We start from the raw sequence: 13,999 nt of genomic DNA, 5'->3' as shown, positions 1-13,999 counted from the left end.
TCAGCGTGTCTCGTGGTAGGGTATGTCACTCGCGCTGCAGACGACCACGCGGCCGACGTTCTGGCGTATCGGTCCCGTGGGGAAGGTCCTCTTTTACTATCTGGCCGCGCTGTCGATTCTCGTCTTCCTGTACGGCGTCTACGGCCGCGTCTCTCGATACGCACGCGGGAGCGAGGACCCGTTCGACCGAGTGGACAACCTCCCGGACCGGGTGTTCACGGCGGCCCGGTTGGCGCTCTCGAACCGCAAGCAACTGGACCGGGACACCGTGGCGGGCGTGATGCACGCCTTCGTCGTCTGGGGCTTTCTGACGCTGCTCATCGGGACGACGATTCTCGGTATCGACATGGACCTCTACCGGCCGCTGACCGGCGACTCGTTCTTCGTCGGTCGGTTCTATCTCTCGTACTCCTTCGTGATGGACGCGATGGGACTGCTGTTCGTCGTCGGCGTCGGCGTCGCCCTCTGGCGGCGCTACGGCCGCCGGATGGAGCGACTCCACGACCGGCACACCTCCCGGGAGGACGACCTGTTTCTGGGGGCGCTGTTCGTGCTGGGCGTCGGCGGCTACCTCACCGAGGGCGTCCGAATACTGGGGACGTCGACGGTGCGTGACGTCTCCTTCGAGACGGTGAGTTTCGTCGGGTGGTTCGTCAGAGACGTGCTCTTACTGGCCGGCATGACCCCCGAGATGGCCGCCGGGGCCTACCCCTTCGTCTGGTGGAGTCACTCGCTGGTGGCGCTGTGGTTCGTCGCGTGGATTCCCTACGCCAAGCCGTTCCACATGCTCTCGTCGTTCGGGAATCTCGTGGCCCGCGACGAGAAGGCCGGCGTCCGCCTGCCGGGTGTGCCCGCCGACGCCGCCCCCGAGGACATCGGTCCCAGCGAGATAGACGACTTCTCGTGGAAGCAGTTGTTGGACCACGACGCCTGCACGAAGTGCGGCCGGTGTTCGTCGGTCTGTCCCGCGAAGGAGGCGGGACGGCCGCTGGACCCCCGAAACGTGATTCTGGACCTGAAACGGTACCGCGAGGACCGGGACGCCGGCGGCGAGGACGTCCCCATCGTCGCCGACGGCGGGACGAGCGTCATCGACGCCCACACGATGGAGTCCTGTATGTCCTGTATGGCCTGCATGGACGCCTGTCCGGTGGACATCGAACACGTCACGCAGTTCACCGAGATGAACCGACGGCTCACCGAGTCCGGTGAGATGAACGAACACGTACAGGACGCCATGATGAACGTGTTCCAGCACGGCAACACCTTCGGCGACCCCGAGCGCAAGCGCCCGGACTGGACCGAGGAACTGGACTTCGAGGTGCCCGACGCCCGTGACCAGTCGGTGGAGTACCTCTGGTACGTCGGCGACTACCCGAGTTACGACGAGCGCAACCAGCAGGTGGCGAAAGCGCTCGCCCGCGTCTTCGAGGCGGCCGGCGTCGAGTACGGCATCCTCTACGAGGCCGAACAGACCGACGGCAACGACGTGCGACGGGTCGGCGAAGAGGGTCTCTACGAGATGCTCGTCGAGGACAACGCCGCCGCCATCGGTGACTGCGAGTTCGAGTCCATCGTGACGACTGACCCGCACTCCTACAACACCTTCACGAACGAGTACCCCGAGTTCGAGGCCTGCGAGTGGGACGAGTCGGACGTGTTCCACTACACGCAGGTCGTCGCCGACCTCGCGGAATCGGGCGCGTTGGGCCTCCGCGGCGACGAACTCGACTACACCGTCACCTACCACGACCCCTGTCACCTCGGACGGTACAACGACGTGTTCGAGGCCCCGCGTGACCTCGTGGACGCCACCGGGTGCGACCGCTACGAGATGCCCCGCAACCGCGCCGATTCGTTTTGCTGTGGCGGCGGTGGCGGCGGCCTGTGGATGGACTTCGAGGAGGCGACCAAACCCAGCGAGGAACGCCTGCGCGAGGCGCTCGAAGACACGGACGCCGGCGAACGCGTCGAGCGGTTCGTCGTCGCCTGCCCGATGTGCATGACGATGTACGAGGACGGCCGCAAGACCGGCGGCTACGAAGACGACATCGAAATCGTCGGCCTCACCGAACTGCTGGCTGAGGCGGTCGACGCCGGCGCGTAGTCAGACCGTCGCGAGCCGTTCCGAAAGCGTCTCGATGGCCTCCTCGACAGTCGGACAGGTCGCATCGGCGTAGTACTGGACGAAGTGCGGGGGCGTCTCGCTGACGACGACGGTCGGCCGGTCACACCGGACCGCGTGTAGCAGTTCGGCCATCGTGCCACAGGACGGGTCGGGGAGATACGCGAGGAAGGCGTCGCTGTCGGCGACCAGCGAGAGGTCCCGTTCGACGATGTCGGTGACCACCTCGGGGGGCGTGTGTTCGGGGACGAGCGACGGGTCGGCGAGGACGTCCTCGAACGACGTGGCGGCGACAGCGTGGGAGACGGCGTCGAGGTAGGGCTCGTCGGGCAACTCGTCCAACCGCTCGCCGATCTCGGCCACGCCGTCCGTCTCGGCGACCAGTTCCAGCGCCGCGGAGTACTGGTCGACCGGTTCGAATCCCGCCTCGCGCAACCGGTCGCGGATAGTCAGGCGGTAGTCGACGATGGTCTCTACGTCCTGAAAGTCGATGGGGCCGGCGAGGAACACCTCGGTCATACCGATACCTCCGCCCGCCGTGGGACTTCGCCGACGGGGATGCCCAGCACGTCGTCGGCGCCGACGGCAGCGTCCCGAGCGATGAGCGCCGCCCCCGTCGCCGTGCCGAACCGCTCGGAGACGTGGGTCGGGGCGATGTCCTCGAAGGTGTCGGTGAGACGACCACGAACGTCTATCGGGTCCTCGATTCGGCTGAGGCGGCCGCTGAGGACGATGGCTTCGAGCGGGTCGTCGTGGACGTGGCGGGCGAACGGGAGGCAGGCGTAGACGTGGTTCAGCGTCGCCCAGTAGGCCATCTCCAGCAGTTCCGGGTCGGGCGTCCCCTTCACCGCCTCGAAGTCGTAGTCACGCTGTGCCAGCACCCCGGACTGCATGTAACAGTCGTGGTAGTCCTGATCGCCGTCGCGCAGTCGTCGCAGCATCTCCATGTCCGGGTGGGCGTGGATGAGCGCCAGCCACGTGAACGCGCCCCGAATCTCGCCGTCCTGAACCAGCGTCGCCATCGAGGAGGAACTCGTGTTGGCGGCGATGAAGTGGTCGGCGCCGCCCTCCCACTCGTCGAGACGCCGTTTCGCGTAGCGCGTCATCGCGACCTTATCGGCACCGGTCAGGTTCGAGTAGTGCCGGAAGTACGGATGGAGCGAGGGGAGGTCGTCGTGGACCCCCGGGAAACAGACCGTCGGGACGGCAGAGCGTTTCAGTTCGTCGTAGACCAGCGTCCCGGTGCCGAAACTGTGGCCCGCGCCGATGTGGTCGACCACCCCGCGGCCCTCGATGGACTCGATGTCGGTGATCGAGGAGAACCCGTCCCCGTAACTGTAGCCGATAGCCGCCATCTCGACGTCCTCGACGGCGACGTGGTCGGCGAGGATGTCGAGGAACGACCAGTCGAACGGGTCGTCCGCCGAGCGCTCTATCTTGAACGAACCTGTCCGCTCGCCGTCTTCGTCGACGACAGCGACCTTCATACCGGTCGTAGAGTGGTCTATCCCGACAAACATATATCCACGTCGTCGTGATTGTTACTTTAAACTTTTTTCTAGATAGAGTAAAGTTTTCGATCGTGAAGCCAGACGTTGTACCCCGGCAGTATCCGGTGGAATTATCTGGGAGTCACCGACTACCACGGCGTATGAAGACCGTCGCAGAGCCGGCACCGTCGATGGACAGCGTGGTCGTCAAAGACCTGGCCGACGCCGACGAGATGGCGATGACCAACGAGGCCCAGCTCAGCAACCACTTCCACCTGCTCCGGCAGACCCTCCTCGCCGACGTGCCCGGGGACGTGGTCGAACTCGGTTGCTTCCGCGGGACGAGCGCCGTCCTGTTCCAGCGAGTGCTGGCCCACTACGCGCCGGCCCGGGACCTCCACGTCTACGACTCCTTCGAGGGGCTACCGCCCAAAAGCGAGGCCGACGGCGACGCGCCGCTCGAAGAGGGGTTCTGCTATGCGACGGTCGAGGAGTTGCGCGACCGGTTCGACGCGTTCGACGCCGCCCACCCGACGGTCCACGAGGGGTGGTTCGAGGAGACGCTCCCCGAGGAACTCCCCGAAACCATCGCCTACGCCCACCTCGACGGCGACTTCTACGACTCCGTGCTGACGAGTCTGGAGGCCGTCTATCCGCGGCTGGCGGAGGGCGCCATCGTCGTCGTCGACGACTACGTCGACCCGTCGGTGCTCGACCACCACGACATCCTCCCGGGCGTCAAGGAGGCCTGTGACGAGTTCTTCGCCGACAGACCCGAGGAGGTCGCCGTCCTCGCCTGCGGCGAGAATCAGGCCCACGGGTACGTCCGGAAGCAGTGACCTACCGGGCGCGGTCGTACGCCGCGAGCGCCTGCAACGCGGCCGTCTGCGTGACCGCCGGCGCGAGATAGCGGGGCGCTCCCTTGTTGTACATCACTCGTGTCGGCTCCCACCGCCCGTCCTCGCCCTGTGCAGACAGTAGCCACTCGACGCCGGCGCGGACCGCGGAGTGGTCGGCGTCGACGCCTGCCGCGAGGAGGCCCTGTACCGCCCACGCCGTCTGTTCCGCCGTCGACGGTGCCACGCGGTAGTCGAGGGCGTCCACGTCGGCGGTCAGCGAGTAGTTCGACCGCTCGCCCCACCCGCCGTCGTCGTTCTGGGCGGCGAGGAGGGCGTCGACGGCGTCGGCGACCACGTCGCGGTCGGTCTCACCCACGGCGTCCAGTCCGACGAGGACGCGACTCGTCCCGTAGGTGTAGCCGTCGCCCCAGACGCCCATCCACATGTCGGCGTCGGTGACCGACCGCTCCAGATAGTCGAGGGCGTCGGCGACGACGGCGTCGGCGGCAGTGTAGCCGTATTCGCCGAGTGCCTCTAGCGCGTGACCGGTGACGTCTGGACAGGCCGGACTGGCAAAGAGGAGTTCGTACGTCTCCTCGCCGGCCTGCTGACGGAGCACCTTGGCGATAGCGTCGGGGAGCGGGTCGAAGTCCGTGAGGAACCCCGACCACGCGCCGTCGCTCCGCTGGGCCTCGACGAGGAACTGGACGGCCGCGTCGTCGACGGGCCGGTCGCCGCGGGCGAGGGCCGTCAGCGCCGCCGCGGTGTCGTCCCAGTCGGCGTACATCGCCGGGCGGAACCCCCACCCGGACCCGAAGTGTTCGCGGAACTGCGCCGGGTCGCGGTCGAGTACAGCCTCGTCGGTCGATGTGGCGTCTTCGAGCCAGTCCAGTGCGTCGGCCACCTCGGGGGTTTCGGGGTCGGCGCCCGCCTCGAACAACGCCTGGAGCGCCCACGCCGTGTCCCAGACGGAGAGCCGGTACTGGACGATGCATCCCTCGTCGGTGAGTCGCTGCTCTCGAAGCCAGTCAAGCGCCGGCCGGAGTTCGGGGCCGTCGGGGTCGTAGCCGGCCTCCGACAGCGCCAGCACCGCGAAGACGTTGTCCGGACTCGTCTTCCAGTTGCCCGAGCGGAGCCGTCGGTCGAGTAGCACCTCGACCGGGAGGTCGGTGTCGACGTCCTCGCCGTCGGGGCGCTGGGATTCGATGGCACCGCCGAGGACGGCCGTCACCAGCAACGCGTCGATGGCGTGAGGGTGGACGGTGTGGCGCTCGTAGTCGACGCCGCCGTCGTCGATGCCCGGCGTCTGCCAGAGGATGCGACCGATCTGGAGGTGTTCGTCGTTCGGGAACAGCGTCTCGACGGCGTACTCGTCGCTCATCAGGGCGTAGAACCGCTGCATCCGAAACAGCGGGAACGTCAGGTCGTCGGGGTCCTCGGGGACCAGCCGCATCCCTTCGCGTTCGATTTCGGCCTCGACGGCCGCGCGTTCGTCCCCGTAGTCGCCCGGTAGCACGTGCAGTAACAGCCGACCGCCGAAGTTCGCCGCCGCATCGCCCCACCCGCCGTCGTCGGCCCGTCGGGACAGGGCGTACTCGACGGCGCGGTCACGCGCCGCCGCGTCGACGCGGAGTCGCGTAAGCGTAAGCGCGTAGTGAATCGTAAAGCGGACGTCCCCGATACCGTCTGGGCCGAGCGAGCAGTCCGCTTCCCAGTGGTCGCTCCGATACGACGAGGCCTCGAACAGCGCCGTACGTGCCGCCGTGACGGCGTCCTCGACTGCCGCCGCCGACGTGTCGGACGGGATCTCAGACATCAGTTATAATTCGATAGAGTTGTATTAAACCGTACCGGTGCGTATCAATCGAGGACGTCGACGGAGAACTGGCCGGTCCAGCGGTAGCGCCGGCCGCCCCACTCGAACTCCGGTTGCACGACGCCGTAGGCGAGACAGGCGCCGAGGAGGAGAAAGCCCGGCCACGCGAGCAGGAACGTCCAGCGGTCGAACCCCGCGACCGCGTAGGCGGCCCCGACGACGGCAGTCGTGATCACACCCGTCAGGAGTGGCACGAGCACCGTGCCGACGGCGACGAGTGCTACGACCAGAAACATCGCGACGAGCGCCAGCGGATCGGTAAACAGCATGTTCCGGGTAAAGCGAACCGAGCGGTGGAGCGAACTCCGAACGGACCCCTCGACGGTTATCTCGCGGGCCAGCGAGAGGTCGCCGTGGACGGCGTCTATGTGTTCGCCCATGAGGACGTCGTCGCTGACGGTCCGGCGCAGGTCCGCGACGAGGGCCGGTACGTCCACCTCGTCGCGGTGGAAGCAGGCGGTGCCGCCCCACAGTTCCGCTCCCAGCAGGAACACCGGGAGGTGGAGGAGGTGACTCGGCCCTTCGAGGAACTGCCCGAACAACCCCTCGCTCGCGAACATTGGCACGGACGTGACCGCGCCGTGCTCCTCGACGCCCGCGACGACGTGGTCCAGCCACCCCGGCCCGTGGTCGAAGTCGTCGTCGGTACAGACGATGACGTCGTCCGTCGCGGCCGCCAATCCGGTCGCAACGGCGTTGCACTTCCCCGAGCAGCCCTCCGGGTCGCCGGCGATCAGCACGTCGGTGTTGGCGGGCGTCGACCGCTCGGCGACCGGGTCCGAAGCGTGGTCACAGACGACGAGCAGTTCGTCGTCGGGGCCGACCTGGTCGGCGAGGTCCGCACAGGCGTCGGTCCACTCTCTGGTCGGCAGGATGACGCTGACCATCTCAAGTTTGTCGTTTTCGCCCGGGGGGAAAAACTAACCGCACTCGGACAGAACACAACGCTCGACGCCGGCCGCCCGAGCCAACCCTTACTTCGCTCGCGCACCACCGACCGATATGGACGTAGCGCTGGTCACCGTCGGCGACGAACTGCTCTCGGGCGATACGGCGAACACGAACGCGACGTGGCTGGCCCGGCAGTTGAGCGACGCGGGCGCGACGGTCACGCGGGTGCTTACGGTTCCCGACGAGGAGGCTGTCATCGCGGACGCCGTCGCCCGGTATCACGACGCCTTCGACGCCGTCGTCGTCACCGGCGGCATCGGTGGGACCCCCGACGACGTGACGAAGGCGGCGGTCGCACGGGCGTTCGACCGCGAGGTGGTCGTCCCCGAGGACGTCCGCGCTCACCTCGAAGCGAAGGCCGAGCGGTTCGCCGACGAGAATCCCGAGATGGTCGACCGCTACGACATGGACCTCGATTTGGACGCGTGGGCGAGCGTCCCCGACGGGGCCGAACCGCTGTTGACCGACGAGAGCTTCGCCGCTGGCTGTGTGCTTGACGGCGTCTACGTCATGCCGGGCATCCCCGAGGAACTGAAGGCGATGTTCGCCACCGTCGCCGAGGAGTTCGGCGGCGACCGGACCACCGAGACGCTCCACACGCCCGCCCCCGAGGGCGCCGTCGTCGGCGTCGTCACAGAGGCCCGCGAGCGGTTCGGCGTCGCCGTCGGGAGCTACCCCCGGAACGACGACACGCCGGGCCGGGTGAAAGTGACCGGCGACGACCCCGAGAGCGTCGAACGGGCGGCAGCGTGGCTCTACGAACGCATCGAGACGGTCGATTAGAGCAGTTCGAGCACGCCCATCGCCGCCGCGGCGAGGAGTATCTCGAACGAGAGTGTGCCGAGCGCCGACAGCGGGACGAATCGCTTGGTCTCCATCCCGGCGACGCCGGCGGGCACCGTCAGCATCCCGCGCGTGAACAGAAGCGTGTTCGACAGCGGCACCGCAAGCAGGCCGAAGCGGTCGAACATCGCCCCGAAGCGGTCCATCTGGTCCTCGTCGACGCGGAACCACGGCCGGTCTAAGAGCCACTCGCGGCCGCCGCGCTTCGCCAACAGGAAGAGCGCGGTCTGGCCGGCCGTGGCGCCCAGAACGGCCACGAGGAGGATGGCCGCGACGGCCGGGAAGTCGTAGCCGCCAGCGGTCCGCGCAAGGACGGCGACGGCCGCCGGAACGAGCCCCTCGCTGGGGGCGAAGTAGAGCAACATCGCGCCTTCGAGGACGAAGACGAAAAACAGCGCCAGTAACCCGTAGCGCTCCAGCAATCGCTGGGCGTAGGCCGTATCGCCGAAGACGTACAGCGCGATGCCGGCGACGCCGAGGACGGCAAAGAGGCCTGCGACAACGAGCAGGCCGTAGTCCTCCGCGAAGGTCCGGACCGGGCCGCGAACGTCGGTGGCGTCTGTCGCCATCTATCTCTCAAGGCGGCCAACGCCGACATATGTTTTCTGCATCACCCGTCGGCCCGGTCGGACGTGGGCACCACTGACCGCGGTCGTGGCCAGCAAATGCACGTATCGCGCACGGAACCGACCCGAAGGAGAAACCGCACGAGACGAGCCGCACAGAACTGTTTAGTGTTCTGAGTGTGTTGTTGACATTTGCCATGGCAACGGAACGACTCACCCGTCGAACCGCAGACACCGTCGAGGAAAACCCGGTCCGCCTCGATACCGATAAGGCCGAACAGATCGTCGGCGCGCTGAATCGGGACCTCGCGGACGCGTACGTCCTCTACCACCAGCTGCACAAGCATCACTGGAACGTCGAGGGTGCCGAACACCACGACATCCACGTCTGGCTACAGGAGGCCTACGAGGACGTCGAGGAGGCCGCCGACGACGTGGCCGAACGGATTCAGGCGCTCGGCGGCGTCCCACACGCCGGCATGCCGGCCCTCGCGGAGGCCGCGACCGTCGAGGCCGAAGACGAAGACGTCTACGACATCCGGACGTCGCTGGCGAACGATCTGGAGATGTACGGCGACATCATCGAGAGCTACCGCGACCACATCGGACTGGCCGAGAACCTCGGCGACCACGCCACGGGGGAGATGCTCCGGCAGCAACTCCTCGACTTAGAGGAACACGCTCACGTCATCGACCACTACCTCGAAGACGACACGCTCGTCCTCGAATCCGCGACGCGATAGCGGCCGAAAAGACGACCGGTCGTTAGCTGACGTCGGGCGCGGTCTCGTCGGTGCTGCCGGGGAGTTCGATCTCGATTTCGAGTTCCGGGTCGTCGACGCCCTCGAAGTCGATTTCGACGGTCACCGGTTCGCCGAAGGCGAAGGGCAGTTCCCACTCGTCGCCCTCGATGGTGAGTTCGTCGTTCTCCTGGAGTTGCTCGCCGAGATCGACGAGGAACTCGCCTGCGTCGGCCGCGCGCAGTCGGTACTCCTCTTCGAAGTTCCGTCCGGTCGTAATCGTGGTCTTCTCCGTGTCGGTCGTCGTATCGTCTGTCGTCTCTGTCATGGGTAGTCGTTCGCTTTCGGATGGTCGAGCGCCTGTCGAACTGTTCGAGTCAGCGGGCGTCCGCGGGATCGACCGTCAGGTCGGTCGCGATCCACCCGTCCGTGTTGTCGGTCGCCGTAAACACTACTTGCCCCGGAACGGTCTCCTGCGCCGTGACCTGCGGCGACGAGTCGGCGTCACGCTCCGGCGTGTCGGCAGCGACAGTCGTGGCCTGCGGTTCCATCTTCGACAGTTCGTTTAGGTTTGCCTAAACACTATAACCTTTCTCGTTTGGCCCGCGCCGCGGGGCGGCGTCGACGAAGAGAGCGAGCGACGCGGGGTTTTTTCTCGTCGGCGTCGAATGAGCCGACAGATGGAACTCGAATCGGTGCCGGGCGTCGGGGCCAAGACGGCCACGGCGCTGCGGGAACTCGACGACCCCAAACGAGCCCTGCGCGATGGCGACGTCGCTACCCTCTCGCAGGCACCGGGCATCAGCGAGGGGCGGGCCGCCCGCATCGCTCGGGGCGCCATCCGGGCCGACCACGACGACCCCGGCGGGTTCGCCGCGACGCCGCGGGCCCGCGAGATCTTCCGCGAGGCGCTCGGCCTCCTCCAGTCCCGGACCGTCACCGACTACGCCGCGAAGCGACTGGAGACGCTGTACCCCAGCGGGGTCCGAAGCCGCATCGAGGAGGTCCGGGCGTTCACCGAGCGAGCGATGGACCGAGAACCGGACCCCGACGTTCGAGCGGCACTCTCCGGCGTCGAACCGCTCGCCGACCCCGGCGACGTGCGGGTCCGTGACCGCTGTCTGGCGACCAGCGACGCCGAACGCTACGCCGAGGCCCAAGAGGCCGTCCCCGAGGTCAGCGTCGAAGTCGTCGACGACGCCCGCCAACTCGCCGAACTGGCGCGCTCGTACTCGACGGTGGTCGCGCTGGACGAGGCCTTCGCCGGCGTCGACGTCGAGGGCGACGTACGCGTCGAACCGAACGCGCTGGAAGAGCCCGCGTCGGTCGTCCCCGAGCGCGTCCTCACCTTCTTCGCGCGCAATCGCGACCGGGTGGCCGCCGCCGCGGCGGTCCACCGCGTCGCCGGCCTCGACGCCCCCTGTGACCTCGACGCGCTCGCCGACGCACTCGACAGACTGGAGGAAGACGGGAGCGTGCGCGGCGACGACGAACTCGACCGACTGGCGACGGCCGTCGACGACTTAGACGCGGCCGTCTCCACGGCCGAGAGCGTCGCCAACGACCACCTCCGGGAGGCCATCGAGGAGCGGGACGTGACCATCGAGGGGACGGACCTCCTCTCGCTGGTCGAACGCGGCGCGGGCGTCGACTCGCTGCTGGGTCGGGAACTGGCCGACGAGTACGCCGCCGCCGTCGAACAGGCCCGCGACCACCTCGTCGACGCGCTGGACCTGCGAGACACCGAGACGATGGCTCGCCGGGCGTTCCCCGACGAACCGACCTACCCCGTCGAGCGACAGGAGGACGTGGTGAGTCGCCTGCGCGAGGAACTGACCGCCGCCCGGGACCGGCGAGCGACCCGACAGAAGCGCGAGTTGGCCGACGACTTAGCCGACGTGCGGGGCGACGCCGAGCGACTGGTCGCCAACGCGCTGGAACTGGACGTGGAACTGGCCGTCGCCCGCTTTGCCGCCGACTTCGACTGTACGCTGCCCGAGATCACCGAGGACCGCGGGTTCGACATCGAGGGCGGACGCTCGCCCCTACTCGACGTCCCCTTCGAGGCCGTCGAACCGGTCGACTACGGCGTCGACGGCGTCACCGTCCTCTCGGGGGTCAACAGCGGCGGAAAGACCTCCACGCTCGATTTGGTGGCGCTGGTGACGACGCTGGCACACATGGGGCTGCCGGTACCCGCCGAGTCCGCTCGCATCGGCCGCGTCGCCGAACTGCACTACCACGCGAAAACGCAGGGAACACTCGACGCTGGCGCCTTCGAGTCGACCCTGCGGGAGTTCGGGGCGTTGGTCACCGACATCACGGCCGACCGGCCGGTGATGGTGCTGGTCGACGAACTCGAATCCATCACGGAACCCGGCGCGGCGGCGACCATCATCGCCGGCATCCTCGAATCGCTGACCGAGCGCGAGGCGACCGGCGTCTTCGTCTCGCACCTCGCCGAGGACATCCTGGAAGCGTCGGACGCCGACCTCGCTATCGACGGCATCCAGGCGGCGGGGCTGGTCGACGGCGAACTGCGGGTGAACCGCTCGCCCGTGAAGGGGCAACTCGCCCGCTCGACGCCGGAACTCATCGTCGAGAAACTGGCCGACGACGACGGCGAGGACGGCTTCTACGCGGGGCTGTTGGAGAAGTTCTAATGCCCGGTAGACAGCAGACTGCCTATCCGGCCTCAACGTGATAATCGTACAATCATAGCACAAACCCCATATTTAAATCTATGCCAGTACCGTGCATTTTTCTGTTTTGTGGATAGATTTATTGTTTTTCTCTATCGAATTGGAAGTGGGATGAAGGAGTTCTCTCGGAGACCATATGTCACTCAGGAACCTGATTCGTGAACGAATCTGGTGCCGAGAAAGTACAGTCGGTCTGCTAATTACCTCGTCCACTGTGAGTGGGTTCGCTATCGCCTTCTATTGGTTTGGAATAGCCACAGAAGAACCGACGCTAACGACGCTATCGATGGAACAGTATCTCAGTGGTATCGTACTCGGATTGGTGTTCAGTTTAGCTCTCCTATCACTTCTAATGCGTCCCGGATTGCGAGAGCGCTGGCCAGAGAGTAAATGGATTCGAGCCAGTATAACGCTCCCAGTTGGTATTGGATTGGGGCTTCTTGTTTCGTTCGCACCAACAGCCCTTTCCGTAGGCTATATCGTTCTCGCTGTCAGTTTCACGCTCGTCCGCACGGTCATCTATCTTACCGCGTAACCCGCTCTGGTGGATTACGTCGCTGAGTGCCAACGTCCTTCGATCGCTGTTTTCCGTATCCTGAGTCGTCCGGCGTTTGAGCAGATCAGACGTGCTCGCAGCCAGTTCCACTTTCACTATCGGTGGCAAATGGTTAAGTGGTCCGGGAAGCTCGGTGAAAGTGATGAGCGACGACCCCGAGGAGGGGATGCTCGGCTGGGACGAGTCCGTGTTCCGGGACGAGCACGTCTTCGAGATAGACTGGCTCCCGGAGACGTTCAAACACCGGTCGAGTCAGATGGAGACGCTGAAGTACTCGCTCCGCCCCGCCGTCCGGGGGTCGCGCCCGCTCAACGTCATCGCTCGCGGCCCGCCCGGCACCGGCAAGACGACGGCGACCCAGATTCTGTTCGACGAACTGTCCGCCCAGACGGACGTGCGCGCCGTGCGGGTCAACTGTCAGGTCGATTCGACGCGCTACGCCGTCTTCTCGCGGCTGTTCGCCGAGATATTCGACTACGAACCTCCCTCCTCGGGTATCTCCTTCAAGAAGCTGTTCTCACAGATAACCGACAAACTCGTCGAGGAAGACGAGGTGCTGGCGGTGGCGCTGGACGACGTGAACTACCTCTTCTACGAGTCCGAGGCCAGCGACACGCTGTACTCCCTTCTCAGAGCGCACGAGGCCCATTCGGGCGCGAAAATCGGCGTCATCTGTGTCTCCTCGGACCTCGAACTCGACGTCATCGAGGCGCTCGATACGCGTGTGCAGTCGGTGTTTCGCCCCGAGGAAGTGTACTTCAACAAGTACGACCAGACCGAAATCGTCGACATCCTCGACGAACGGGTCGAACGCGGGTTCAACGAGGGGGTCGTCGGCCCGGCGGTACTGGACCGCGTCGCCGAACTCACCGAGGAACAGGGCGGTGACCTGCGAGTGGGCATCGACCTCCTGCGACGGGCCGGGATGAACGCCGAGATGCGAGCGTCCCGGTCGGTCGAACTGGAGGACGTCGAGTCGGCCTACGACAAGTCCAAATACGTCCACCTCTCGCGGCGGTTGCAGGAACTCTCCGACTCTGAGACGGCGCTCGTCGAGGTCATCGCCGAACACGACGGCAAACGCGCCGGCGACATCTTCGACGCCTTCAACGACGCGAGCGGACTGGGGTACACTCGCTACTCCGAGATTATCAACAAACTCGACCAGTTAGGTATCATCGACGCCGACTACACCGACGTCGAGGGCCGCGGTCGGTCCCGCGAGTTGACGCTCAACTACGACGCCGACGCCGTGCTGGACCGGGTGTAATACGCTGTCGGTCGGCGTACACGCACCGCGGCGAGTGCCGC

The 13,999-nt window shown here is 66.3% G+C and carries 13 protein-coding genes; 6 read left to right on the top strand and 7 right to left on the bottom strand.

All coding sequences use genetic code 11. From position 1 onward, the window contains the following. Nucleotides 1-22 precede the first annotated feature (22 nt). On the top strand, nucleotides 23-2,107 hold the full coding sequence (locus tag NDI85_RS14790; protein WP_310916222.1) for a (Fe-S)-binding protein: 2,085 nt from the start codon (nucleotides 23-25) through the stop codon (nucleotides 2,105-2,107). Here the strand turns inward: NDI85_RS14790 and NDI85_RS14785 are convergent, their stop codons facing one another. Then, complete coding sequence (locus tag NDI85_RS14785) at nucleotides 2,108-2,644, bottom strand: hypothetical protein (protein ID WP_310916221.1); 537 nt, start codon at nucleotides 2,642-2,644, stop codon at nucleotides 2,108-2,110. Then, nucleotides 2,641-3,645 carry a methanogenesis marker 12 protein gene (locus tag NDI85_RS14780; protein ID WP_310916220.1) on the bottom strand — a complete coding sequence of 335 codons (1,005 nt, stop codon included), beginning with the start codon at nucleotides 3,643-3,645 and terminating at the stop codon, nucleotides 2,641-2,643. The genes NDI85_RS14785 and NDI85_RS14780 overlap by 4 nt, the downstream gene beginning before the upstream one ends. A 131-nt stretch (nucleotides 3,646-3,776) precedes the next feature. On the opposite strand from NDI85_RS14780, the gene NDI85_RS14775 reads away from it, so the two are divergent. Beyond that, a complete protein-coding gene (locus NDI85_RS14775; RefSeq protein WP_310916219.1) occupies nucleotides 3,777-4,454 on the top strand; it encodes a TylF/MycF/NovP-related O-methyltransferase in 678 nt (225 codons plus the stop codon). 1 nt (nucleotide 4,455) lies between these two features. Here the strand turns inward: NDI85_RS14775 and NDI85_RS14770 are convergent, their stop codons facing one another. After that, the gene (locus tag NDI85_RS14770) at nucleotides 4,456-6,270 is read right to left on the bottom strand and encodes a prenyltransferase/squalene oxidase repeat-containing protein (protein ID WP_310916218.1); all 1,815 of its coding nucleotides are present in this window, start codon (nucleotides 6,268-6,270) and stop codon (nucleotides 4,456-4,458) included. 44 nt (nucleotides 6,271-6,314) lie between these two features. Beyond that, a complete protein-coding gene (locus NDI85_RS14765; protein ID WP_189001915.1) occupies nucleotides 6,315-7,217 on the bottom strand; it encodes a glycosyltransferase family 2 protein in 903 nt (300 codons plus the stop codon). A 115-nt stretch (nucleotides 7,218-7,332) separates the two neighbouring features. On the opposite strand from NDI85_RS14765, the gene NDI85_RS14760 reads away from it, so the two are divergent. Next, nucleotides 7,333-8,064 (top strand): molybdopterin-binding protein, encoded by a 732-nt coding sequence (locus tag NDI85_RS14760; RefSeq protein ID WP_189001913.1) that lies wholly within the window; start codon nucleotides 7,333-7,335, stop codon nucleotides 8,062-8,064. On the opposite strand, the gene NDI85_RS14755 is transcribed toward NDI85_RS14760, so the two are convergent. Continuing rightward, nucleotides 8,061-8,693 carry a VTT domain-containing protein gene (locus NDI85_RS14755; RefSeq protein ID WP_310916217.1) on the bottom strand — a complete coding sequence of 211 codons (633 nt, stop codon included), beginning with the start codon at nucleotides 8,691-8,693 and terminating at the stop codon, nucleotides 8,061-8,063. The genes NDI85_RS14760 and NDI85_RS14755 overlap by 4 nt on opposite strands. A gap of 194 nt (nucleotides 8,694-8,887) precedes the next feature. On the opposite strand from NDI85_RS14755, the gene dpsA reads away from it, so the two are divergent. Beyond that, the gene (dpsA, locus tag NDI85_RS14750) at nucleotides 8,888-9,433 is read left to right on the top strand and encodes a DNA starvation/stationary phase protection protein DpsA (RefSeq protein WP_166967492.1); all 546 of its coding nucleotides are present in this window, start codon (nucleotides 8,888-8,890) and stop codon (nucleotides 9,431-9,433) included. 22 nt (nucleotides 9,434-9,455) lie between these two features. Here the strand turns inward: dpsA and NDI85_RS14745 are convergent, their stop codons facing one another. Both NDI85_RS14745 and NDI85_RS14740 read right to left on the bottom strand, forming a co-directional pair. Next, nucleotides 9,456-9,758, bottom strand: a complete 303-nt coding sequence (locus NDI85_RS14745; RefSeq protein ID WP_189001909.1) for an amphi-Trp domain-containing protein — start codon at nucleotides 9,756-9,758, stop codon at nucleotides 9,456-9,458. 49 nt (nucleotides 9,759-9,807) lie between these two features. Next, nucleotides 9,808-9,981 carry a hypothetical protein gene (locus NDI85_RS14740; protein ID WP_166967489.1) on the bottom strand — a complete coding sequence of 58 codons (174 nt, stop codon included), beginning with the start codon at nucleotides 9,979-9,981 and terminating at the stop codon, nucleotides 9,808-9,810. Between the two features lie 129 nt (nucleotides 9,982-10,110). On the opposite strand from NDI85_RS14740, the gene NDI85_RS14735 reads away from it, so the two are divergent. Further along, complete coding sequence (locus tag NDI85_RS14735) at nucleotides 10,111-12,093, top strand: MutS-related protein (protein WP_310916216.1); 1,983 nt, start codon at nucleotides 10,111-10,113, stop codon at nucleotides 12,091-12,093. A 737-nt stretch (nucleotides 12,094-12,830) separates the two neighbouring features. Further along, nucleotides 12,831-13,958, top strand: a complete 1,128-nt coding sequence (locus NDI85_RS14730; protein WP_166967488.1) for an ORC1-type DNA replication protein — start codon at nucleotides 12,831-12,833, stop codon at nucleotides 13,956-13,958. The last annotated feature ends 41 nt before the right edge of the window (nucleotides 13,959-13,999 follow it).

The organism is Haloarcula sp. S1AR25-4 (assembly GCF_031624555.1).
Classification (GTDB): domain Archaea; phylum Halobacteriota; class Halobacteria; order Halobacteriales; family Haloarculaceae; genus Haloarcula; species Haloarcula pellucida.
Note: the sequence above shows the minus strand (reverse complement) of the source record. Positions and strands in the feature narration are given on the sequence as shown.